Here is a 20,138-nt window from a genome sequence, read left to right on the forward strand (position 1 = left end):
ACGGCGGCGTGCCAGGCTTTCGCGCGGCCAAAACAAAGCCGGCGCCCGAAGGCGCCGGCTCGGAAAAATCGATCCAGCGAACGCGTCAGGAGCTGGCGTTCAGCACGGTGACGGCGCGGCGGTTCTGCGACCAGCACGAGATGTCGTTACAGACCGCGACCGGGCGCTCCTTGCCGTAGGAGATGGTACGCATGCGGCTCGGATCGATGCCGCGGGACGCCAGATAGGAGCGAACCGACTGGGCACGGCGAGCACCCAGCGCGATGTTGTATTCGCGCGTGCCGCGCTCGTCGGCATGACCTTCGATGGTGAAGGAATAACGGTTGTAGGTCTGCAGCCACTGCGCCTGCTTGTCGAGGGTCGCCGTCGCCTGCGGGCTGAGATCGGTCTGATCGCTCTCGAAGAACACCCGATCGCCGACATTGACCACGAAATCCTGCTGACTGCCCGGGGCCGCGGCGCCCCCGATCGCGCCATTGGCGTCCAACGGGTTCTTGTTGGCGCAGGCGCCCATCGACAGCGCCACCGCCAGAACCGCAACCAGCTTCATACCCTGGAGATAATTCATTCCCGGAGCCTCCACGCTCACGCTCTTCGTACTACCCAATCGGTCTACAGGGCGATGGTTAAGCGAACGTTCCGTCAACCTTGACGAGACCTTGCTCGACCCCATCAAATGCCAGGCAATGGCGAAAAGCGCCCCCGATGGTTAATGGGTGGCAAATGTGGCGCGATGGTGAAAGGAAGGCAAGGTTCGCGGGAACCGGCCGCTTTTGCAGGGCAATTTGACGTGCGCGCAACATCCGGTTGGCGCCAGATCGATCAGAACGCGGGTTTTCTCAGGGATTCGGCACGATCGAGGCACGCTCGAACGGCCGGACAATACCATCGGGCTGCAGCTGGCCCTCGCGGTCGAACAGCATCCGTCGCTCGAAGGCACTCGAGCGCAGGAATGGATAGCGGGCAAGCACGCGATCCCGCACCGTCGGCAGATGCGACGCCATCAAGCCGACCGGCTTGACGAGCCCGGGATAGAGCCGCGGTTCCGACCAGGTCTCGTGCAGGAACACGCGCCGGTAGAACGCCATGTGTTCCGGCCGGACCGGCGCCAGGCCATAATCGGCATTGAAATGCACGCCCGCAGTCGAACCAAGCCGCACCGTGACATAGGGCAGTTCCGGATTGTTCCGCGCCTTTTCGGGATCCGCCACGAAGCGCGTCGAATCAATGAAGACGAGACCCTGATCGAGCTTCGGCAGCAATATGTCGCCAAACACGTCGATCGTCGGCGAGGAGCGCCACTCCGGCGTCGCCACCGTGATGCGGATCGAGCTGCAGAGCTCGCCGTGCAGATAGACGCCGAACACCCAGGCATTCGGCGCATCATCGAACGCGTCGACGACGCGCTCGTCCGCCGAGGGCCGGATCGCGCCTTCGCGCAGATAGGCGCGATAGCGGAGCCGGTAAATCTCGTCTTTCTGTTCCGGGGTCTGAGCGAGGCGGTAGTCGACTTGATCGAGAGGGTCCGCAAGCCTTCCGGTCGCGGGCTTGATGACTTCGGCCGCGGACCTCATGCAGTACTCCCCTTACAACCCAACAACTTCAACGCGCGTGCCAAAAGATTAACAGCTTCTTAATTTTCGTCAAAGCAATCGAAGCAATACAGTTAACCTCCGACCGCAAGCGTGCACTTCAAATCGTGCAGTCGAGGCTATCACAACTATCGATTGAGGTTATTGCGCTGGATCAAGCAATCGAGCGCGAGGGAACCACGTGCAGCTGCTCGTCGGTCCGCCGGCCGTGCGAGGCATTGAGCAGCTGACGGATCCGCACCGCGGGAACCGGCCGGCTGAACAGGTATCCCTGTGCTTCGGTCACCGCACCGTCGGCGCTGATCAGCTCGAGCTGCTCATTGGTCTCGATGCCCTCGACCACGACCGACATGCCGAGATCGGCCGACAGCCGCGCCACCCCGCGCAGCAGGGTCAGCGGGCGATCGCTGTCGATGCCTTCGAGGAAGGAGCGGTCGATCTTGACCTTCTGCAGCGGGAAATTGTGCAGGTAACTGAGCGACGAGTAGCCGGTGCCGAAATCATCCAGCGAGATCCGCACGCCGAGCGAGCGCAGCTGCGACAGCACGTCGTGAGTCAGCTCTGTGTTGTGCAGCAGCGAGGACTCGGTGATCTCGATCTCGAGCCGGTGCGCCGGCAGGCCGGAGACCTCGAGCGCGTAGCGAACCTCGCTCAGCACGTCGCGCTGATGGAACTGCTGCGGCGAGAAGTTGACCGCGACGCTGACCGCCTCGGGCCACTTCATGCATTCCATGCAGGCCTTGCGCAGGATCCAGCGGCCGAGATCGACGATCAGGCCCATGTCCTCGGCGACCGGAATGATGTCGACCGGAGAGACCGTGCCGCGCGCCGGGTGGTTCCAGCGCAGCAGCGCCTCGCAGGTCGAGACCTTGCCGGACCTCAAATTGATCAGGGGCTGGTAGAACAGCTCGAATTCCTCGTTGGCCAGCGCCTTGCGCAGGTCGAGCTCGAGGATGCGGCGGGCCTCGACGGTTTGCGCCATCTCGTCGCGGAAGAAGCAGAAGGTGCCGCGGCCGTCCGCCTTGGCGCGGTAGAGCGCCATGTCGGCGTTCTTCAACAGCGTGTCGGCGCCGACCCCGGGCGCGGTCATCGCGATGCCGACGCTGGCGCCGATCTCGACCAGATGGTTGTCGATCTTGTAGCGCTCGCTGAGGCGGTCGACGATGCGCCGCGCCAGCGCGGCGGCGTCCTCATGCGAGTGGATGTTCTGCTGGAACACGACGAACTCGTCGCCGCCGAACCGTGCCACGAAATCCTCCGGCCGCAGCATCTCGCGCAGCCGCTCGGCGACCGCGCAAAGCAGCTGGTCGCCGCAGGGATGGCCGAGCGTGTCGTTGACCTGCTTGAACTGGTCGAGGTCGACGAACAGCAGCGCGGAGCGATGGTCGCCGTGCTGCATGGCGAGCAGCCGGCCAATCTCGTCGCGGAAATTGACGCGGTTGGGCAGCGCGGTCAGCTCGTCGTAGCGCGCGAGATGGCTGATCCGGGCCTCGGCGTCCTTGCGCTCGGTGATGTCCTCGACCAGCACCACCGTGCCGCCGCCGGCCATCGGCTGGAACGTCCAGTCGAGCGAACGGTTCTGCGCCGGATCGGGGTCGCTGGTGACGATGTCGCCGCGCTGCGAACTCTCGATCTCGTAGAGGATCTGCTGCGCGGCGGCGGCCGAGATCGCGCCGGACAGCACGCAGGCATTGCAGATATCGGTCGCGCTGGCGCCGCGCTGCACGAAATCGTCCGACAGCGCCATCATCTCGATGAAGCGGTGGTTCATCACCGCAAGGCGGCCGTCGGCCGAGAACATGCACAGGCCGTGCGGCATGTTGTTGAGCGCGGTATCGAACTGGCCCGCCAGCGCCGCCTCGCGCTCCTTGGCGATCCAGGCGTTGACGTAGATCCGCTGCAGGCTCGTGGTGAGGTGGCGGATGGCGCTGAAGAACACCAGGCTGAGCAGCGCCAGCGCGATGTGGTAGGGACCGCCGACATACATCAGCGCCGCGATCAGGGGACCGATCGACATCAACAGATGCAGGTGGAAGATCTGCGGCCGGCCGAACGTGCGCCCGACCCCCGCCGAGGTATAGGCGACCACCGTGGTCACGCAGAGCATGTGGGCTGCGGCATCGTTGGTCGTGACCAGGACGGCGGCGCCCCACAGGCCGAGCGCAATGCCGTAGGCGAGGCTGCCGATCCGGTAGCGCTTCTCCCAGGTCACGGATTCTTCGACGGTGAGACGGGAGCTGCGCTGCTGGTAGCGGTACATCTGCCACGCGCGCGCCAGGCCCACCACGATGAACAGCGGCACGCAGAGCCAGGACAACAGATTGCCGGTGACGAACGCAATCACGGCGCCCGCAATGGCGGGGCCGAAGGCGCCGAAGATCATGGGCGCAGGGTTCATGAACAGGGAATCGACGAGCGCCGCGGAGATCGTCGGCGACATCGACTGGTCCGGTTCTCCCGTCTGACTTGCAAACTGCATTGTGAGAGCGCGCGTCCTTTTCAACTCGCACTCTTACCGATGGCAGGTGAAGTCTTTCTGAGGGAATATCGTTACCGAGTCCTTGCCGCGGCCGCCGAGAGAAGGAAATTCGCCAGACAATTCAGTGCACTAGGCAAGAGCTGCCGACCTGCCTCGGACACGCCGGGGCAGCTATGCAGCGGCTTACGACAGCAGCGGCGACCAGGCCGGGTCGGAGGCGAATCCCGGGGTCGGCACCCTCAGTTCGTTGCGCCCGGAGACGTCGATGGTGAACAGCGACGGACCGCTGTTGCCGCCGGGATCCCGGAAGAACATCACGACGCGTCCGTTCGGCGCAAAGGTCGGGCCTTCATTGTGGAAGCCCGAGGTCAGGATGCGCTCGCCGGAGCCGTCCGGCTTCATGATGCCGATCGCGAACTGCCCGCCGCCCTGCTTGGTGAACGCGATGTAGTCGCCGCGCGGCGACCACACCGGCGTCGAATAGGTGCCGTCGCCGAACGAGATGCGCTGCGCGGCGCCGCCGGTTGCCGGCATCACGTAGATCTGCGGCTTGCCGCCGCGGTCGGACTCGAAGCAGAGCCGCGTGCCGTCAGGCGCGTAGGAGGGCGAGGTGTCGATCGCCGGCGTGTCGGTCAGCCGCGTCATCGACTTCGAGCGCAGATCCATCACGAACAAATTGGAGTTGCCGCCCTGCTGCAGGCTCATGATGACGCGCTGGCCATCGGGCGAGAAGCGCGGCGAGAACGACATGCCCGGGAAGTTGCCGACGATCTCGCGCTGGCCGGTCTCGATGTTGAGCAGGTAGACGCGCGGGTCGCCCTGCCCGAACTCCATATAGGTGATTTCCTGGGTCGACGGCGAGAAGCGCGGCGTCAGCACGAGATCCGAGCCGCGGGTCAGATAGCGCACATTGGCGCCGTCCTGGTCCATCAGCGCCAGGCGCTTGACGCGGCGGTCCGCCGAGCCGCTCTCGTCGACGAACACGACGCGGGTATCGAAATAACCCTTCTCGCCGGTCATGCGCTCGTAGATCTGGTCGGAGATGATGTGCGCGATGCGGCGCCAGTATTCGGCCGAGGTGTCGTAGGACTGGCCGGCGAGCTGCTGTCCCGTGCCGACGTCCCAGAGCCGGAACTCCGCTTTGACCCGGCCGTTGCCCTGCCGGGTCATGCGCCCGACCACCAGCGCCTGCGCCTTGATGCTGGCCCAGTTGTTCAGGTTCGGCGGCGCGTCGATGTTGACCTGCTTCTCGAGATAAGCGGCCTGATCGATCGGTGCGAACAAGCCGCTGCGCTTCAGATTGTTGGTGATGACCTGCGCAACGCCGACGCCGACTTCGGTGTCGCCGGGCGTGCCGGCCGAGAAATTCGGGATCGCGATCGGCACCGGCGCGAACTCGCCGCCCGGGACCGGAATCTGTTTGCGCCCGCCTTCCTGTCCGAAGGCTTGCGGCGCCGCCGCGAGCGCACCAAGCGCGGCCATGCCGGAAATCATCTGTCGTCGGTCGAGGCGAAACATCATTGCACGCAAATCATTGTTGTCGGTCATTGTCGGTAGACTTTGTCTGCTATTGGCCAAAGCGTCGCGTCTGATCTCAAGTATTGTTCTCTTTGAACACCGGTGCGAATGCCTTCCATTCGTCGAACCAGCCCGCGGGCAGGTTGTAGGGCTGACATGCGATGATCGCGCGCAAGGCGCTCTCCTGATAGACGCGCATATAGGGCGTGCTCGGCGAGCCTTCCGCGACCGGCATGCGCGCGAGCGTGCCGTCGCGCTTCAGATCGACGTCGATCACCACCTGGGTCCGCTGCTCCTCGATGCTGCCGTAGGGCTTGTTCTTCCAGCACCGTTCGACCTGCTGCCGGAACATCGCGCCCCAGGTCGCGGAGTTGTCCGCAGCCTTGCCTTTCGCCGTGCCGAGCGCGGCGTTGGCATTGAGTGTATCGCCGGTCGCCGCGGCGCGCGTCGGGTCGCGTTTGTCGAGCAGCGCTGCGATCTTGCTCTGGTCGAACACGCGATCCTTCGGCTTCTGCTCCGGCGGCGGCTTGGCGGCCTGCTGAACCGGCTTCGGCGGCGGCTTCTTCTCTTCCTTCTTGATCGCTTCCGCGATCGGGTCGGGCTTCTCCGGATCGGGCTTCTTCTCGACCGGCTTCGGCTCTTCCTTCGGCTTGTTCTCGACCTTCTTCGGCGGATCCGGCTTCTTGTCTTCCGGCTTCTCCACCTTCGGTGTCGGCTGCGGCGCGGTTTCGGTCACGACCGGCGGCTTCTTTTCCTCGACCTTGCCGACCATGTCGTCGACCGGCTTGGCCGCGGCGACCTTGTCGACCAGCGGCTTGGGATTTTCCTTCTTGCCGTCCTTCTGGCCGGACATCACGTGCGAGAGCTGGTCGGAGGAGATCACGTCAACGGCGACGGATTCCTCTTCCGGCATCACGAAGGCCCGGGTCGAAAACGACACGAGGCCCCACCCGATCACGAGGACGTGCAGGACAATCGACGCCGCCAGAGTCTTGTCGACCTTGACCTTCAAATCAGGCTTCCCCGTGCCGCTTGCCGTACATGGTCGTTAGCCACCCTCCGGGATGATGACGATATTCGCCTTGAACCCCGCGGCCCGGACCTCGCCGAGCAACTTCATCATATCCGTGTAACAGACGTCCTTGTCGCCACGCAGATAGACCACTTTTTCGGCATCCGACCGGGCATCGCCGATCGCCTTGATCTTGGCCGGAAAATCGGCGGCCGTGACCGGCGCGTCGCCCAGATAGAGCTCGACATTCGAGTTGCAGCCGCCGCCGGTGCGCTTGACCGACAGTGTCAGCGGCGGCTGGTTGGACGAGATCGACTTGCCGCCGCTCGCGACCGGCAGGTCGATGTCGATGTTCGACGTCATCAGCGGCGCCGCGACCATGAAGATGATCAAGAGCACCAGCATCACGTCGACCATCGGCGTGACGTTGATCTCGGCCATGACCGGCTTGCGCCCGCGGCGGCGTCTGCCACCACCGCCGGACCCTGCCATGCTCATCGCCATGATCGCGCGCTCACAACAGTGACCATCACACTCTCTTTATTGAGCATGATCTTTTCGGAAAACTGGTACCCACTTTTCCGGATCATGCTCCTCAGCCCCGCTCGTCGATCTGACGCGACAGGATGGCGGAGAACTCGTCGGCGAACCCCTCCAGGCGGGCGGCCTGCCGGTTCACCTCCGAAGTGAACTTATTGTAGAAAATAGTCGCCGGAATTGCGGCAATCAGGCCGATTGCGGTGGCAAACAGCGCTTCCGCGATACCGGGCGCCACCACCGCCAGCGAGGTGTTTTTCGAAGCCGCGATCGACTGGAAGCTCGACATGATGCCCCAGACGGTGCCGAACAGGCCGACAAAGGGGCCGGCCGAGCCGACGGTCGCCAGCACCAGCAGCCGGCGTTCCAGCCGCTCCACCTCCCGGGCGATCGAAACGTTCATGACCTTCTCGATTCGGGCCTGCAGACCGGCAAAGGACCGTGACTGGCTCTCGAAGGAGCGCTTCCACTCCCGCATCGCCGCCACGAAACAGGCCGCCATCGACTGGGTCGGCTTGGCCGAGAGCGCCCGGTAGAGCTCCTCGATCGACTGGCCGGACCAGAAGGCCTGCTCGAACTTGTCCATCGCCCGCTTGGTGCGGGCGTACAGCAGGATCTTGTCGATCGCGATCGCCCAGACCCAGACCGAGCAGGACAGAAGTCCCAGCATCACGCATTTGACGACCCAATGGGCCTGCCAAAACAACGCGATGAGCGACACATCGCTCGATGCCAGTGGCAGAGTTGACTGCGCCACGTCGGCGGGATTCATCGGCAATATCCTCTCAACGCAAGTGTCCCAGTTCGGCGGGCCGCCAATCGGCACCCCTTCCACGGCCGCGCACCCGGCGCGGCAAAACTGCGCGAGAGCCTCTTACATCTGTCGCATGGGGGGCCCGTCCAAAGCCGGGCCCTGCTTCCCCTGCCAACATGTCAAAACGAGGGCTTTTCACGCGGCATTCCGACCCTAACCAAACGCTAATCATGGTTAAGGCGAGGTTACCAAAGGGAAATTTGAAGGCCGGAAGTGCCGTTGGCGGAGCCGGTTGGCGGGTTCCGGAGATGAACGGGATGCCGCCGGAGGGGAGGGGTAGCAGACGACTCCTCCCGCGCGTCGTCCTGGCGAAAGCCAGGACCCATAACCACCGCATTCAGTGATGAGCCGGATCGCGGCCCAGGACGACGGTGAATATCTGGCTTGCCTGATCCTCACTCGTCGTCCCGGCGAAGGCCGGGACCCATACACCGCGGCGGACGTTGTTGAAGGGACTCGTCGTACCAGCATCGCGCGACAAGCAGCATTTGGGGTTATGGGTCCCGGCCTTCGCCGGGACGACGGTGAGTGTGTGGCGCGGTCTGTGAGTCACACATCCACATTCTCGCGACATGATTGTCCGAGTCTTGATTGTCGTTTCCGCCCTCTCTTGAACAGAGGGCGCAGGGAAAGCCGGGTGCCGATCGCACCCATGGGCCCCGAGCAATGGGGTAGAAAGCTCGGGGGTAGGACCACAGGTGTAACCGGAGCAATCCGGCTTTCCCTGCGCGATGGGCTACGGCTTATACGTGCTCTCCCCGGCGAGACTGGGCTTTGTTGTCACCGTCTTCGCGACGCGCATCTGCGCAATCCGAAAAGACACCTACCACTAGGGCGTCAGGCCTGCACGACTTCGCCGTCCGCCTCATGCGCATTCGTCGACTGCGCAATCCGCGTCCACCGCATCTCGACCCGCGTTCGTGACGACCGCGAAGCGCCCCTCGTGTCGGGTGAGACGGGGAAATTCATACACTGAGTTGCTCTTCGGATAAAGCGAAATATTTTTGCTGCCGAGGCTTGACGGGTTTTTGCTGAGTTGCCCGTCGGGCAACTCAGTGGCACGCGCGCGTGAGGTGAGCACTGGCGGAAGGGCTCCCTCCCCCCTTGCGGGGGAGGGTTGGGGAGAGGGGTGCCCCTTGCTCTACTCTCCGTTAGAAAGGGCGATGCTCGCTCCGCAGGTTGAAGCAGTGGGATCGCACCTCGAGAATCACTCCCGGGGCCACCCCTCTCCCCACCCTCTCCCGCAAGGGGAGAGGGAGCCTGAAAGCGTACTCACCTTACGCTTTTCGGGGCACGCCCTGTCGCACGCGTCGGCGAGCTCCCGAATAACGACGGGGAGTGATCGCCTCGCTCACGTCGACTCACGTCAAATGCCGCACGATTGCGAGCCCGGCGAACAGGCCTCCGATCGACAGCGCCACCGAGCCCGCCACATACAGCGCCGCCAGCCCGAGCTCGCCGCGCTCATAGAGCAGCGCGGCGTCGAGCGAGAACGCGGAGAAGGTGGTGTAGCCGCCGAGGATGCCGGTCATCAGGAACAGCCGCCAGGGCTGCGAGGCCTCGCCCTTGAAGGCGAGGTAGCCGGCGATCAGGCCCATCACAGTCGAGCCCGTGATGTTGATGATGAAGGTGCCGTAGGGAAACGCGGTGCCGATGCAGCGCGCGCAGGTGACGTTGATCAGGTGGCGCAGCGTCGCGCCGAGACCGCCGCCGAAGAAGACGAGGAGATAGCTGGTCAGTTGCCCCATGTGAACTTTGTGCCGCATAGCGGCCGGTGTCGCAAGAAAACAAAAAGGGCGGCAATTGATGCTGCCGCCCTTTCGAAGCTTCTCCTCTCGTCATTCCGGGGCGGTCCGCAGGACCGAACCCGGAATCTCGAGATTCCGGGTTCGATGCTAACGCATCGCCCCGGAATGACGGCCAGTATGCTCAGCCGGCTTTGCCGAACAGCTCGTCGACATAGTCCCAGTTGACCAGGCTGTCGACGAACGCCTTCAGATAATCCGGGCGGCGGTTGCGGTAGTCGATGTAGTAGGAGTGCTCCCAGACGTCGACGCCGAGGATCGGCACCGCGCCGTGAACCAGCGGGTTCTCGCCGTTCGGGGTCTTGGCGATCTCGAGCTTGCCGCCCTTGACCTGCAGCCAGGCCCAGCCGGAGCCGAACTGGCCGACGCCGGCGGCAGCGAAGTCGGCCTTGAACTTCTCGAAGCCGCCGAGGTCCTCGTTGATCTTCTTCTCCAGCCGGCCGGGCAGCTTGCTGCCACCGCCATTCGGCTTCATCCACTTCCAGAAGTGGATGTGGTTGTAGTGCTGACCGGCATTGTTGAAGACGGCCGCGTTCTTGCCGAACGAGCCCTTCACGATCTCCTCGAGGGACTTGCCTTCGAATTCGGTCCCCTTGATCGCGTTGTTGCCGTTGGTGACGTAGGCCTGGTGATGCTTGTCGTGGTGAAACTCCAGCGTTTCCTTGGACATGTAGGGCGCAAGGGCGTCGTGGGCGTAGGGCAGATCGGGTAGCGTGAAGGTCATGGGGTGATGTCCAACAGAGGTGGAAGACTACACTTAACGGGTCCCCCTTATAGAAGGTTCCACGGCGGAGAAACACCGCATTTTCAGATCGTGTATGACGGATCGGCACGGCCCAAGGTCACTCCCAAGGGCACACCCCAAGGCTACATCCCAAGGCTACATCCCAAGGCTACATCCCAAGGCGACATCCAGGACGGCGACGATGAGCATCGAGATCGACATTCTCAACGGAGATGCGTCATGGCAGCGCGCCGAGCCGCTGCTTCGGACGGTCTGGAGCCCTGAAGTCATGGCGAACAAGGACTGGGCCGATATCAAATGGGCTCACGCGGATTTGCGCGTGCTGCTCGACGCGCCCGATGACAGCGGACTGGCCTGCCACGTCGGTATCTATTTCCGGACCATCACCTGGAATGGCCACAAGGTGCATGTCGGCGGTATCGGCGGAGTCTCGACCCGCGAGGACTGCCGGCGGCGCGGCTATGCGTCACTCGCGCTCGACGCCGCCGTGCATACGATTCGTGCCAATGATGCGGTGAAATTTGCAATCTTATTCTGCGAGCCGCACAATTTCGCATTCTATCAGGCGCGCGGCTGGCATCCCTTCGCCGGCGAAGTCATGTGCGAACAGCCCTCGGGACAGATCCGCTTCGAGGCGATGGCGCCGTTCGTCAACGACATCGTCCGCGCGCCGCGCCAAGGCAAGATCGACCTATGCGGCCTGCCGTGGTGACCCCTGCGCGAGCGCGGGTGGCTTGCGGGCCGTGCAGACCGTAGGATGTCGCCCGTCATTTATTGATGGCGGGCCTTCACAAAGTGATCTCGAACTGCGGCCGCGAGCAAACTGCGCCCCCTCTCCCGCTTGCGGGGGAGGGCTGGGGTGGGGCTCTCTCCGCGCGTCATTTCGTGGAGAGAGCCCCCACCCGCCGCGCGCTGGGCGCGCGTCGGCCTCCCCCGCAAGCGGGAGAGGCGAAGCGAAGGCCGTGACGCATGACCATTGATGCCTCGCTCGACGACATCAGCCCCGCGGCGGCCGCGCCCGCGGTGCCGGTCGATCATTTGCTGGCGGCGCCGATCCTGCCGACGCTGCTCAGGCTCGCCCTCCCCAACACAATCGCGATGTTCGGCTCGACGCTGGTTGCGGTCGCCGAGACCTCTTACATCGGCCGGCTCGGCACCGAACCGCTGGCCGGCATCGCGCTGGTATTTCCGTTCGCAATGCTGACCCAGATGATGTCGGCCGGTGCGATGGGCGGCGGCGTGTCGTCGGCGATCAGCCGCGCGCTCGGCGCCGGCGACCGCGACCGCGCTGCCGATCTGGCGCTGCATGCGGCGATCATCGGAGCCTGTGCCGGATTGTTCTTCACAGTGATGATGCTGGGCTTCGGCCGCGACTTCTATGCGTTGCTCGGCGGCCGCGGCGGTGTGCTCGAGCAGTCGATGCACTATTCGCAGGTGCTGTTCTCCGGCGCGATCTCGATCTGGCTGGTCAACACGCTCGCCTCCGTCGTGCGCGGCACCGGCGACATGCGGATTCCCTCAATGACGCTGATCACCACGTCGCTGATCCAGATCGCGGTCGGCGGCGTGCTTGGTCTCGGCCTGTTCGGGGTGCCGAGTCTCGGCATGCGCGGCGTCGCCGCGGGCCAGCTCACGGCTTTCACGTGTGGTGCGATCTTCCTCGCCTGGTATCTCGCCTCCGGCCGCAGCCGGCTCAAACTCGACTTCGCGGCGTTCAGCTTCCAGCGCGCGATGTTCCTGGACATCCTGAAAGTCGGCGCGGTCTCCTGCCTGTCGCCGCTGCAGAGCGTGCTGACCATCCTGATCTTCACCAAGATCCTGGCTGGCTTCGGCACCGAGACGCTGGCCGGATACGGCATGGGCTCGCGGCTGGAATTCCTGCTGATCCCGATCGCGTTCGCGGTCGGCGTCGCCTCGGTGCCGATGGTCGGCATGGCGATCGGCGCCGGGCTGGTGGCGCGGGCCCGCAAGGTGGCGTGGACCGCGGGTACAGTCGCCGGACTTGTCGTCGGGCTCGTCGGGCTTGTGGTCGCACTGAAACCAACACTGTGGATTGCGCTGTTCACCACCGATCCCGGCGTGACTGCGGCCGCCTCGTCCTATTTCGCACTGGCGGGCCCGGCGTTCGGCTTCTTCGGCGTCGGCGTCTGCCTGTACTTCTCCTCGCAAGGCGCGGCCAAGGTCGGAGGACCGGTGCTGGCCGGCACCATCCGCCTGCTGCTGGTCGGCCTCGGCGGCTGGTGGCTTGCCACCGTGAGCGCGCCGGCATGGACGCTGTTTGCACTGGTCGGGGCTGCGATGGCGGCGTTCGGTCTCGCCACCATCATGTCGATTCGGCTGACCCGCTGGGGATAAGCATCGCGACGCGCGTTGCCTGAGCATGACGGCCGCCGGAATACACAACAAAATTTTCCGGGTCACACGCGCCTGCTCGCGCGAATATGACATTGCAGAAATCTTTCGACTTGTTATGCAGGCCGACCTCTAAAGCGCGATGAGATTGGGTCGAATCGTCATCGCGCTTTAGCTCTTTGTTTGATCATGATCTTTTCGGAAAACCGCTTCGCACTTTGCGCTAACGCGGCCGTACCGGTCCGGATCATGCTCGGGGGGAACAGCCATGGCCTGCAGACTCGGATTTGTGATCGCAATCATCGCGACGGCACTTGCCGCGCCTGCCGGGGCACAAAGCGCGCCTGAGCCTGTCGGCGTCTGGCAGACCCAGGCGGGCGACGCCCGCGTCAAGATCAGCAAATGCGGCGGCGGCATCTGCGGCGTGGTGGTGAGCCTGCGCGACCCGATCGATCCGATGACCGGCAAGCCGCAGGTCGACAACAAGAATCCCAATCCCTCGCTGGCCAACCGCCCGATCATCGGGCTGCCGCTGTTTTCCGGCATGCAGCCGGTGGCTGCGGGCAAATGGTCGGGCCATATCTACAATGCCGACGACGGCGGCACCTATGCGAGCAGCATCTCGGTGACCGGCGAGAGCACACTGCGCGTCGAAGGCTGCGTCGGCGCGCTGTGCGGCGGCGAGACCTGGACGCGGGTCGGGAAGTAATCTCTGACCGAACTCTGACAGCAAAGGGACGGCGTCCCCTCTCCCGCTTGATCGAATCTACGCCGCGCGCGCTTTCAGCACGGTGGCGGCCGAGGCGTAGCCGCCGCTTGCGCCGTCGATGAAGTGGACGTGGTCGGCGCGCATCACCGACGGGGTGAAGCAGGTCATCATCGCCGCATCCTGCTCGTGCAGGCCGTAGCGCACCACGCCCTGCACGGCGGCGGCGACGAGCCGCTGCTCGAGCTCGGCGGCAAGCTCCGGCGTGCAATCCAGGATCATGCGCAGGCCGTCGTCGAATTTGCGGAAGTCTGAATTCTCGACCACCTGTTGCAGATAACGTTTCGGCGCGAACTTGCCGACCGGGATGTTGAATCGCATCAGCGTGTAGGCCCACAGCGCGAAGGTGAGCACCGCGGCGCGCCGCAACACGAGCGGACCGCCGAACCGTTTGGCGCGCGCTTCGTAGTCGATGCCCTGTGGCGGAAAGCGCAGCGGCGGGCCCCCCGACGGCACCGGCCGTCCGGCATCGGGGCTCTTCTCGGTGCGGACGACGATATCCTCGATCACCTTGCGGAAGGCTGCGGGATCGCCATCCTTCGCCGGCAGCACCAGCACCGACAGGATGACGCCGCGCGCGGACGGCATCACCTCGAAGCGGCAGGACAGGCCGGACAGATCGGGCTGCGTGCCCGGCGGCGCCGGGTCGACCGCGAACTCGCCGCGCTTCATCGCGGCGTCGGCATAGGCGAGACCGCCGCCGGAGAACATCGCGTAGGATAGATTGGCCGACGGCCCGAACCGTGCAACGCGGACATCGGCACCCGCGGCGCGGATCGCGGCCACCGGCACCAGCGCTACCCGCAATACGAGATCGAGGTCGTCGCGAACCCAGCGCGCGGTCGCCGCCAGCGCCTCGCGCGCTTTGTCGAGATCGGCGGGAGCGACCGCGAAGCTTGCGCCATCGCCGCCGAACACGAAAGGGAATTCGCGGCCGTCCAGCGCATTGGTGACGGAAGCGACCACCGCGGCGCCGGCCATGTTGACCGCCTTGTAGCGCTGCGCCGCGATCGCCTTGGTCGATTCGACGATATCGGCGACGCCAACCGTCCAGTCATCGGGCAGCGGCGCATACAGCGCCGGATCCATCAGCCGCGCGAAGCCGCGAAACACCGGAATGCCGCCGTAGAAGATCTCGCTGCCGCCAGCCATCGCAACGCCGTGTTGTTTCTGCCCGGTTGAAGGGTTCTCTAGCAGATACGCGGCCGTTTGCGACTCGGTTTTGAACCGCAGCCCGGAGGAGGCCCGTCATCCTGAGGAGGCCGCAACGCGGCCGTCTCGAAGGATGAATCGGCCACCAGCCGGGCCGTGCATCCTTCGAGACGCCGCTTCGCGGCTCCTCAGAGCCTGACTGAAAAATGGGTGAGTGATCTCAGTGGGTGTGATTCCATCGGATTTGCAAAGATTCGAGGGAGAGCACGATGCCCTGGACCAAGATCACTCGGGAGCAATATCGGCGGGACGATCTGCGTTATGCAAGCGATATGACCGATGCGGAGTGGGCGGTGATCAGACGCCTGTTGCCGCGAGCGAACCGGCGCGGCCGGCCGCGTAAGACGGAGCTGCGTCGTGTGATCGAAGCGATCCTCTATATCGTTTCGACCGGCTGCCAGTGGCGGGCGTTGCCGCAGGAGTTCCCGCCCTATTCGACGGTGCAGGGCTATTTTTATAGATGGCGGGATACAGGCCGGTGGCAGAGGATTGTCAGCGTGCTTGTCCGACGGGCGCGAAAAAAGCTTGGACGGACACCGAAGCCGACGGCAGCCGTGATCGACAGTCAAAGTGCGCCAACCACGCAAGCTGGCGGACCGCGCGGCTACGATGCAGGCAAGCGCATCTACGGCCGCAAGCGGCATATCGTGACGGATACCAATGGCCTCCTCCTTGGGGTTCATGTTCATCCGGCCAACGTTCAGGACTGCCATGGCGCCGTACCGCTGCTGAAGAACGTGCGGATGAACTTCCCCCGGCTGCGCCACGTCTTTGCCGACCGGATCTACCGCGGAAATCAACTCCTCGACGCGCTCTCAGACTGCGGTCCATGGACTATCGAGATCGTCGAGCGGCCTCACGGCGTCAAAGGCTTCCAGCTTCTGCCGAGGCGGTGGGTGGTTGAACGCACATTCGCTTGGTTCGGCAGATGCCGCCGTCTCGCCAAGGACTTCGAGGCGACGGTGGCAACCGAAGCTGCCTGGCTGCTGATTGCACACATCAGGCTCCTGACCCGCAGAATCGCGGCTGCAGCTAAGGTTGGGTGATTTATGAGTCAGACTCTCAGGATGACGGGGATAAAGGGCGCATCTCTATCACATCACGCCGCCTCGCCTGCCCTTCGCCACGGCGGAAACGGATCGCGCAATCCTGCCCAGGCCTGTGGGTCCATGCCCGGTTTGCCGGTGATGAGGCAAGCGTCGAGCCGACGGCGAATGTCGCTCTCGTTCATCCCGGAGCCGATGAAGACCAGCTCCTGCCGGCGGTCGCCATAGAGCTCGTTCCAGCTTCGCTGCATCATCAGCCGCCAGTCCGGATGATCCGGCCAGCGCTCGCGCGGGATCGCGGCCCACCAGGATCCGAGGCCTTCGGTGCGGACGATGGCGCCGGCCTGGCTCAGCTCGCCGCACCAGTCCGGGCGCGTCGCGATCCAGAAATGGCCCTTGGCGCGGATCACCCCGCCCCAGCTCTCGCGCAGGAAGCCGTGGAAGCGCACCGGATCAAACGGGCGCCGCGCGCGATAGACGAAGCTGGTGACGCCGTATTGCTCCGTCTCCGGCACATGCTCGGCAAAGCCGTACAGCTCCTTGTGCCAGAGCGGATGCTGCTGCGCGCGCTCATAGGCGAAGCGGCCGGTATCGAGCACGCGGTCGAACGGGACTTGCGCAAAATTCGCCTCGACGAGGTCGGCCTCAGGATTGAGCGCGCGCACGATCGTCGCCGCGGCCTCGCGCTCGGCCGGCGTCGCGGCGTCGATCTTGTTCAGCACGACGACGTCGGCGAACTCGATCTGCTCGACCAAAAGGTCGACCAGCGTGCGCCTGTCGCCGTCGAGCGCCTCGCCGCGCTGGCTGAGGAAATCGGTCGAGGCGTAGTCCTTCAAGAGATTGGCGGCGTCGACCACCGTGACCATGGTGTCGAGACGCGCGACATCCGACAGACTCTGGCCATCTTGATCGCGAAACTCGAAGGTCGCGGCGACCGGCAGCGGCTCGGAAATCCCGGTCGATTCGATCAGCAGATAGTCGAACCGGCCGCTCTCCGCGAGCGCGCGCACCTCTTTCAGGAGATCGTCGCGCAGGGTGCAGCAGATGCAGCCATTGCTCATCTCGACCAGCTTCTCATCGGTCCGCGACAGGTTCGCACCGCCATCGCGCACGCGGTCGGCGTCGATGTTCACCTCGCTCATGTCGTTCACAATCACCGCAACCTTCAGGCCGTGGCGGTTGTTCAGGACGTGGTTCAGCAAAGTGGTCTTTCCAGCCCCGAGGAAGCCGGACAAGATGGTGACGGGGAGTTTTTGCATCGAGATCAAACAGTTGCTGGAGGGATGGACGGCGGCGGGACATGCGGCATCGCTTTATGTTATGTTATAACATAACATCAATGGGCCGCAGCCTGTCAAGCGCCGAAGTGCGGCGCGCGGTCAGCTTTGCCATTCTCACAGATGCGAAGCCCGGATGGAGCGCAGCGCAATCCGGAGGCGGCGTGATCCGCGGATGGGCCCCCCGGATTGCGCTTCGCTCCATCCGGGCTACGGTTGCCCTACTTCGCCAATCCGCGCAGCACGAGCTGGTTGATACGGCCGGCGAAAGCGGCGGGATCGTCGGGCATCTCGCCGTCGAGGATCTGCGCCTGCTCGAACAGCAGCAGCGACAGGTCCCTGGCCTGCGCCGTGTCGGTCGCGAGCGCAGCGACCAGCGGATGGCGCAGGTTGATCTCCAGCACCGGCTTGGTGATCTCGCCGCGATTCTGTTGGGCCAGCAGCCGCTCCAGCGCGCGGTCGCGCGCGTCGCCGCCGGCGACGAGGCACGATGCGCTCGCGGTCAGCCGCTGCGAGGCGCGGACATCGGAGACGCGCTCGCCGAGCGCATCCTTGATCACCGCGATCGTGGTCGCGGCATCGGCCTCGGGCTGGTCCTTTTTCTCATCGGCCTTGTCGTCGACGAGCGGAATCAGGCCGAAGTCGATATCGCCCTGGCTCAGCGACTTCAGCGGCTTGCCGCCGAAATCGATTGGCGCCGAGGTCCAGAACGCATCGACCGGATCGGTCAAGAGCAGCACTTCGATGCCGCGGGCGCGCGCCGATTCCAGCTTCGGGTTCGACTTCAGCCGCTCGACGCTGTCGCCGACCAGATAGTAGATCTCGGTCTGGTTCGGCTTGAAGTCGTCGACAATTTGCTTCAGCGAGCGCTTCTCGCCCGACGTCGTGGTGAAGCGCGCCAACGCCAGCAGCTTCTCGCGGCGCTCGAAGTCCTCCCACAGGCCTTCCTTGATGATCGGGCCGAACGCGTCCCAGATCTTTGCAAATGCCTCCGGCTCCTTCTCGCCGAGCGTCTCGAGCTCGCCGACGACGCGACCGGTGACCGCTTTGCGGATCTGCGCGAGCTGCGGATTGTTCTGCAACATCTCGCGCGAGATGTTGAGCGGCAGATCCTCGCTGTCGATCACGCCGCGGATGAAGCGCAAGTAAGCCGGCAGCAGTTCGGCGTCGTCGGCGATGAAGACGCGGCGGACGTAGAGCTTGACCTTGCCTTTGCGCTCGACCTGGAACAGGTCGAACGGCTTTTGCGACGGCGCGAACAGCAGCACGGCATAGGACTGCCGCCCCTCGGCGCGGTAATGCAGCGTCATCGCCGGCTCGTCGAACGCGCCCGCGATCTGCTTGTAGGCCTGCGCGTAGTCCTCCGGCTTGAGCTCGGATTTCGAGCGCTGCCACAGCGCGCTCGCCGAATTGATCTGGCGCGGTTCGCCCTCCTCCGGCACCAGCAGGATCGGGAACTGGATGTTGTCGGAATATTCGCGGACGATGCGCTCGATCTCGTAAGCTTCGAGATATTTGGCGGCGTCCTTTTTCAGATGCAGCACGATCTCGGTGCCGCGCGCGACGCGCTTGGCCGCCTCCTCGCTGGCGGGAGCGATCTCGAAACCGCTGCCGCCTTCCGACGACCACACCCACACTTCGTCAGAGCCGGCGCGGCGGCTGGTCACGACGATCTTCTCGGCGACCATGAACGCGGCATAGAAGCCGACGCCGAACTGGCCGATCAAATTGGCGCCATCCTTGGCTTCCGTCAGCTTCGACAGGAACGATTTGGTGCCGGAGCGCGCGATGGTGCCGAGATTGTCGATCAGCTCGGCCCGCTCCATGCCGATGCCGGTATCGACCACGGCGAGCGTGTTGGCGGCCTTGTTCGGGACGATCCGGATCTCCGGCGGCGTGCCGTCGGTGATCAGGCCGGGATTGGCGATCGCCTCGTAGCGCAGCTTGTCGCAGGCATCCGACGCGTTCGAGATCAATTCGCGCAGGAAGATTTCGGTCTCGGAATAGACCGAATGCACCATCAGGTGCAGCAATTCGGCAACCTCGGCCTGGAACGGCTGGGATTCGGCGGCGGCAGTGCTGGTCATGCGGAAACTCGGACAAACCTCAGGTGGCGGGAAAGCCCTGATATAGCGCGATCGCGCCGGCTGGCAAGCCAAGCGGGGGAACCGTCAGCCCGAGATCGCCGCGATGTAGCGCTCGACCGAACGGTCGAACGCCGCCTTGGCATCGGCGGCGATGTTCTTGCCCCACCAGGCGCCGTAGATCCGGTCATACGCCAGCGGCGCGACCGCGTGCGCGATGCGGCGGACCGCTGTGGCATCGAGCGGGATGTAGTTCGGATAGGAATACATGAAGCTGACCGAGCGGCGGTCCATCGCCACCATCGCGATATCGCCGGTGAGCAGCGCTCCGCGCCCGTCGGCGCCGTCGCGCCAATGCAGCACGGTGGCGCCGGCGAAATGTCCGCCGGCGCGCACCAAGAGGATGTCGTCGGAGATGCGGTGGCTGTCGCCCTGCCACGGCACGATCGACCGATAGGGCCGCGTCACCCATTGCGCGTCGTCGCCGTGCAGATAGACCGGCGCGTCGCCGAACGCCGCGCTCCAGTCGGCGACCGCGCCATAATAATGCGGATGCGAGATCGCGATCGCGTTCAGGCCGCCGAGCGATTTGACATGCGTGATCGCCTCGGCCGTGGCCAGCGGCACGCAGTCCCACATCACGCAGCCGCCGCGATCCGGCACCAGCAGCGCGCGCTGCCCGATCGCAAAGGACGGCTCGACCGCCAGTCCGATGAGACCGAGATCGTCGCGCCAGACCAGCCGATATCGCGCGGCGAGTTCCTCGCGCGTCAGCCACGTCTGCCCTTTCCAGTTCACATATTGCCGCTCGTCCTCGCAGATCGGGCAGGTTGCCGGCGGCACCGTGGTTTCAGGAAATTGCGCGCCGCATTGCTCGCAGGTCCAGAGGGGCATTGAGA

The 20,138-nt window shown here is 64.6% G+C and carries 17 protein-coding genes; 4 read left to right on the forward strand and 13 right to left on the reverse strand.

What is annotated here, in order from left to right:
* Positions 1 to 85: 85 nt before the first annotated feature.
* The 9 genes from pal to ACVIW0_RS33915 all read right to left on the reverse strand — a co-directional run bounded on the left by pal (position 86) and on the right by ACVIW0_RS33915 (position 10,481).
* Positions 86 to 568 (reverse strand): peptidoglycan-associated lipoprotein Pal, encoded by a 483-nt coding sequence (gene pal, locus ACVIW0_RS33875; RefSeq protein ID WP_461356298.1) that lies wholly within the window; start codon positions 566 to 568, stop codon positions 86 to 88.
* Positions 569 to 839: 271 nt separating this feature from the next.
* On the reverse strand, positions 840 to 1,574 hold the full coding sequence (locus ACVIW0_RS33880; protein WP_461356299.1) for an N-acyl amino acid synthase FeeM domain-containing protein: 735 nt from the start codon (positions 1,572 to 1,574) through the stop codon (positions 840 to 842).
* Positions 1,575 to 1,746: 172 nt separating this feature from the next.
* Positions 1,747 to 4,071, reverse strand: a complete 2,325-nt coding sequence (locus ACVIW0_RS33885) for an EAL domain-containing protein (protein ID WP_461356300.1) — start codon at positions 4,069 to 4,071, stop codon at positions 1,747 to 1,749.
* A gap of 183 nt (positions 4,072 to 4,254) precedes the next feature.
* Positions 4,255 to 5,592, reverse strand: coding sequence for a Tol-Pal system beta propeller repeat protein TolB (gene tolB, locus ACVIW0_RS33890; RefSeq protein ID WP_461356301.1), 1,338 nt, complete (start codon positions 5,590 to 5,592; stop codon positions 4,255 to 4,257).
* A gap of 73 nt (positions 5,593 to 5,665) precedes the next feature.
* Positions 5,666 to 6,601 (reverse strand): cell envelope integrity TolA family protein, encoded by a 936-nt coding sequence (locus tag ACVIW0_RS33895; protein WP_461356302.1) that lies wholly within the window; start codon positions 6,599 to 6,601, stop codon positions 5,666 to 5,668.
* Positions 6,602 to 6,637: 36 nt separating this feature from the next.
* Positions 6,638 to 7,105, reverse strand: coding sequence for a biopolymer transporter ExbD (locus ACVIW0_RS33900; protein WP_028340645.1), 468 nt, complete (start codon positions 7,103 to 7,105; stop codon positions 6,638 to 6,640).
* Between the two features lie 91 nt (positions 7,106 to 7,196).
* Positions 7,197 to 7,910 carry a protein TolQ gene (gene tolQ / locus ACVIW0_RS33905; RefSeq protein ID WP_016846954.1) on the reverse strand — a complete coding sequence of 238 codons (714 nt, stop codon included), beginning with the start codon at positions 7,908 to 7,910 and terminating at the stop codon, positions 7,197 to 7,199.
* A gap of 1,403 nt (positions 7,911 to 9,313) precedes the next feature.
* Positions 9,314 to 9,700, reverse strand: coding sequence for a fluoride efflux transporter CrcB (gene crcB / locus ACVIW0_RS33910; RefSeq protein WP_461356303.1), 387 nt, complete (start codon positions 9,698 to 9,700; stop codon positions 9,314 to 9,316).
* Positions 9,701 to 9,881: 181 nt separating this feature from the next.
* Positions 9,882 to 10,481, reverse strand: coding sequence for a superoxide dismutase (locus tag ACVIW0_RS33915; RefSeq protein ID WP_163152911.1), 600 nt, complete (start codon positions 10,479 to 10,481; stop codon positions 9,882 to 9,884).
* A gap of 202 nt (positions 10,482 to 10,683) precedes the next feature.
* On the opposite strand from ACVIW0_RS33915, the gene ACVIW0_RS33920 reads away from it, so the two are divergent.
* From ACVIW0_RS33920 to ACVIW0_RS33930, 3 genes are all read left to right on the forward strand, one after another.
* Positions 10,684 to 11,214 carry a GNAT family N-acetyltransferase gene (locus ACVIW0_RS33920; protein WP_461356304.1) on the forward strand — a complete coding sequence of 177 codons (531 nt, stop codon included), beginning with the start codon at positions 10,684 to 10,686 and terminating at the stop codon, positions 11,212 to 11,214.
* A 257-nt stretch (positions 11,215 to 11,471) separates the two neighbouring features.
* Positions 11,472 to 12,857 (forward strand): MATE family efflux transporter, encoded by a 1,386-nt coding sequence (locus ACVIW0_RS33925; RefSeq protein ID WP_461356305.1) that lies wholly within the window; start codon positions 11,472 to 11,474, stop codon positions 12,855 to 12,857.
* Between the two features lie 265 nt (positions 12,858 to 13,122).
* Positions 13,123 to 13,563, forward strand: a complete 441-nt coding sequence (locus tag ACVIW0_RS33930) for a DUF2147 domain-containing protein (RefSeq protein ID WP_461356306.1) — start codon at positions 13,123 to 13,125, stop codon at positions 13,561 to 13,563.
* Positions 13,564 to 13,620: 57 nt separating this feature from the next.
* On the opposite strand, the gene ACVIW0_RS33935 is transcribed toward ACVIW0_RS33930, so the two are convergent.
* Positions 13,621 to 14,772 (reverse strand): DUF3095 domain-containing protein, encoded by a 1,152-nt coding sequence (locus tag ACVIW0_RS33935; RefSeq protein WP_461356307.1) that lies wholly within the window; start codon positions 14,770 to 14,772, stop codon positions 13,621 to 13,623.
* 269 nt (positions 14,773 to 15,041) lie between these two features.
* On the opposite strand from ACVIW0_RS33935, the gene ACVIW0_RS33940 reads away from it, so the two are divergent.
* Positions 15,042 to 15,878 (forward strand): IS5 family transposase, encoded by an 837-nt coding sequence (locus tag ACVIW0_RS33940; RefSeq protein WP_461350771.1) that lies wholly within the window; start codon positions 15,042 to 15,044, stop codon positions 15,876 to 15,878.
* 53 nt (positions 15,879 to 15,931) lie between these two features.
* Here ACVIW0_RS33940 and zigA read toward each other — a convergent pair whose 3' ends face one another.
* The 3 genes from zigA to ACVIW0_RS33955 form a co-directional block, all read right to left on the reverse strand.
* Positions 15,932 to 17,137 carry a zinc metallochaperone GTPase ZigA gene (gene zigA / locus ACVIW0_RS33945; RefSeq protein ID WP_461356308.1) on the reverse strand — a complete coding sequence of 402 codons (1,206 nt, stop codon included), beginning with the start codon at positions 17,135 to 17,137 and terminating at the stop codon, positions 15,932 to 15,934.
* 239 nt (positions 17,138 to 17,376) lie between these two features.
* On the reverse strand, positions 17,377 to 19,242 hold the full coding sequence (htpG, locus tag ACVIW0_RS33950; RefSeq protein WP_461356309.1) for a molecular chaperone HtpG: 1,866 nt from the start codon (positions 19,240 to 19,242) through the stop codon (positions 17,377 to 17,379).
* 84 nt (positions 19,243 to 19,326) lie between these two features.
* Positions 19,327 to 20,133, reverse strand: coding sequence for an MBL fold metallo-hydrolase (locus ACVIW0_RS33955; RefSeq protein ID WP_461356310.1), 807 nt, complete (start codon positions 20,131 to 20,133; stop codon positions 19,327 to 19,329).
* Positions 20,134 to 20,138: the final 5 nt, after the last annotated feature.

The sequence above is a fragment of the Bradyrhizobium sp. USDA 4454 genome (assembly GCF_054822705.1).

Bases quoted from the DNA above. Each gene is read 5' to 3' on its own strand.
- crcB (WP_461356303.1), bottom strand. From the start codon at position 9,700: ATGGGGCAACTGACCAGCTATCTCCTCGTCTTCTTCGGCGGCGGTCTC.
- ACVIW0_RS33935 (WP_461356307.1), bottom strand. From the start codon at position 14,772: ATGGCTGGCGGCAGCGAGATCTTCTACGGCGGCATTCCGGTGTTTCGC.
- ACVIW0_RS33880 (WP_461356299.1), bottom strand. From the start codon at position 1,574: ATGAGGTCCGCGGCCGAAGTCATCAAGCCCGCGACCGGAAGGCTTGCG.
- ACVIW0_RS33930 (WP_461356306.1), top strand. From the start codon at position 13,123: ATGGCCTGCAGACTCGGATTTGTGATCGCAATCATCGCGACGGCACTT.
- htpG (WP_461356309.1), bottom strand. From the start codon at position 19,242: ATGACCAGCACTGCCGCCGCCGAATCCCAGCCGTTCCAGGCCGAGGTT.
- ACVIW0_RS33920 (WP_461356304.1), top strand. From the start codon at position 10,684: ATGAGCATCGAGATCGACATTCTCAACGGAGATGCGTCATGGCAGCGC.
- ACVIW0_RS33885 (WP_461356300.1), bottom strand. From the start codon at position 4,071: ATGCAGTTTGCAAGTCAGACGGGAGAACCGGACCAGTCGATGTCGCCG.
- ACVIW0_RS33925 (WP_461356305.1), top strand. From the start codon at position 11,472: ATGACCATTGATGCCTCGCTCGACGACATCAGCCCCGCGGCGGCCGCG.
- ACVIW0_RS33915 (WP_163152911.1), bottom strand. From the start codon at position 10,481: ATGACCTTCACGCTACCCGATCTGCCCTACGCCCACGACGCCCTTGCG.
- tolB (WP_461356301.1), bottom strand. From the start codon at position 5,592: ATGATGTTTCGCCTCGACCGACGACAGATGATTTCCGGCATGGCCGCG.
- zigA (WP_461356308.1), bottom strand. From the start codon at position 17,137: ATGCAAAAACTCCCCGTCACCATCTTGTCCGGCTTCCTCGGGGCTGGA.
- tolQ (WP_016846954.1), bottom strand. From the start codon at position 7,910: ATGAATCCCGCCGACGTGGCGCAGTCAACTCTGCCACTGGCATCGAGC.
- ACVIW0_RS33940 (WP_461350771.1), top strand. From the start codon at position 15,042: ATGCCCTGGACCAAGATCACTCGGGAGCAATATCGGCGGGACGATCTG.
- pal (WP_461356298.1), bottom strand. From the start codon at position 568: ATGAATTATCTCCAGGGTATGAAGCTGGTTGCGGTTCTGGCGGTGGCG.
- ACVIW0_RS33955 (WP_461356310.1), bottom strand. From the start codon at position 20,133: ATGCCCCTCTGGACCTGCGAGCAATGCGGCGCGCAATTTCCTGAAACC.
- ACVIW0_RS33900 (WP_028340645.1), bottom strand. From the start codon at position 7,105: ATGGCGATGAGCATGGCAGGGTCCGGCGGTGGTGGCAGACGCCGCCGC.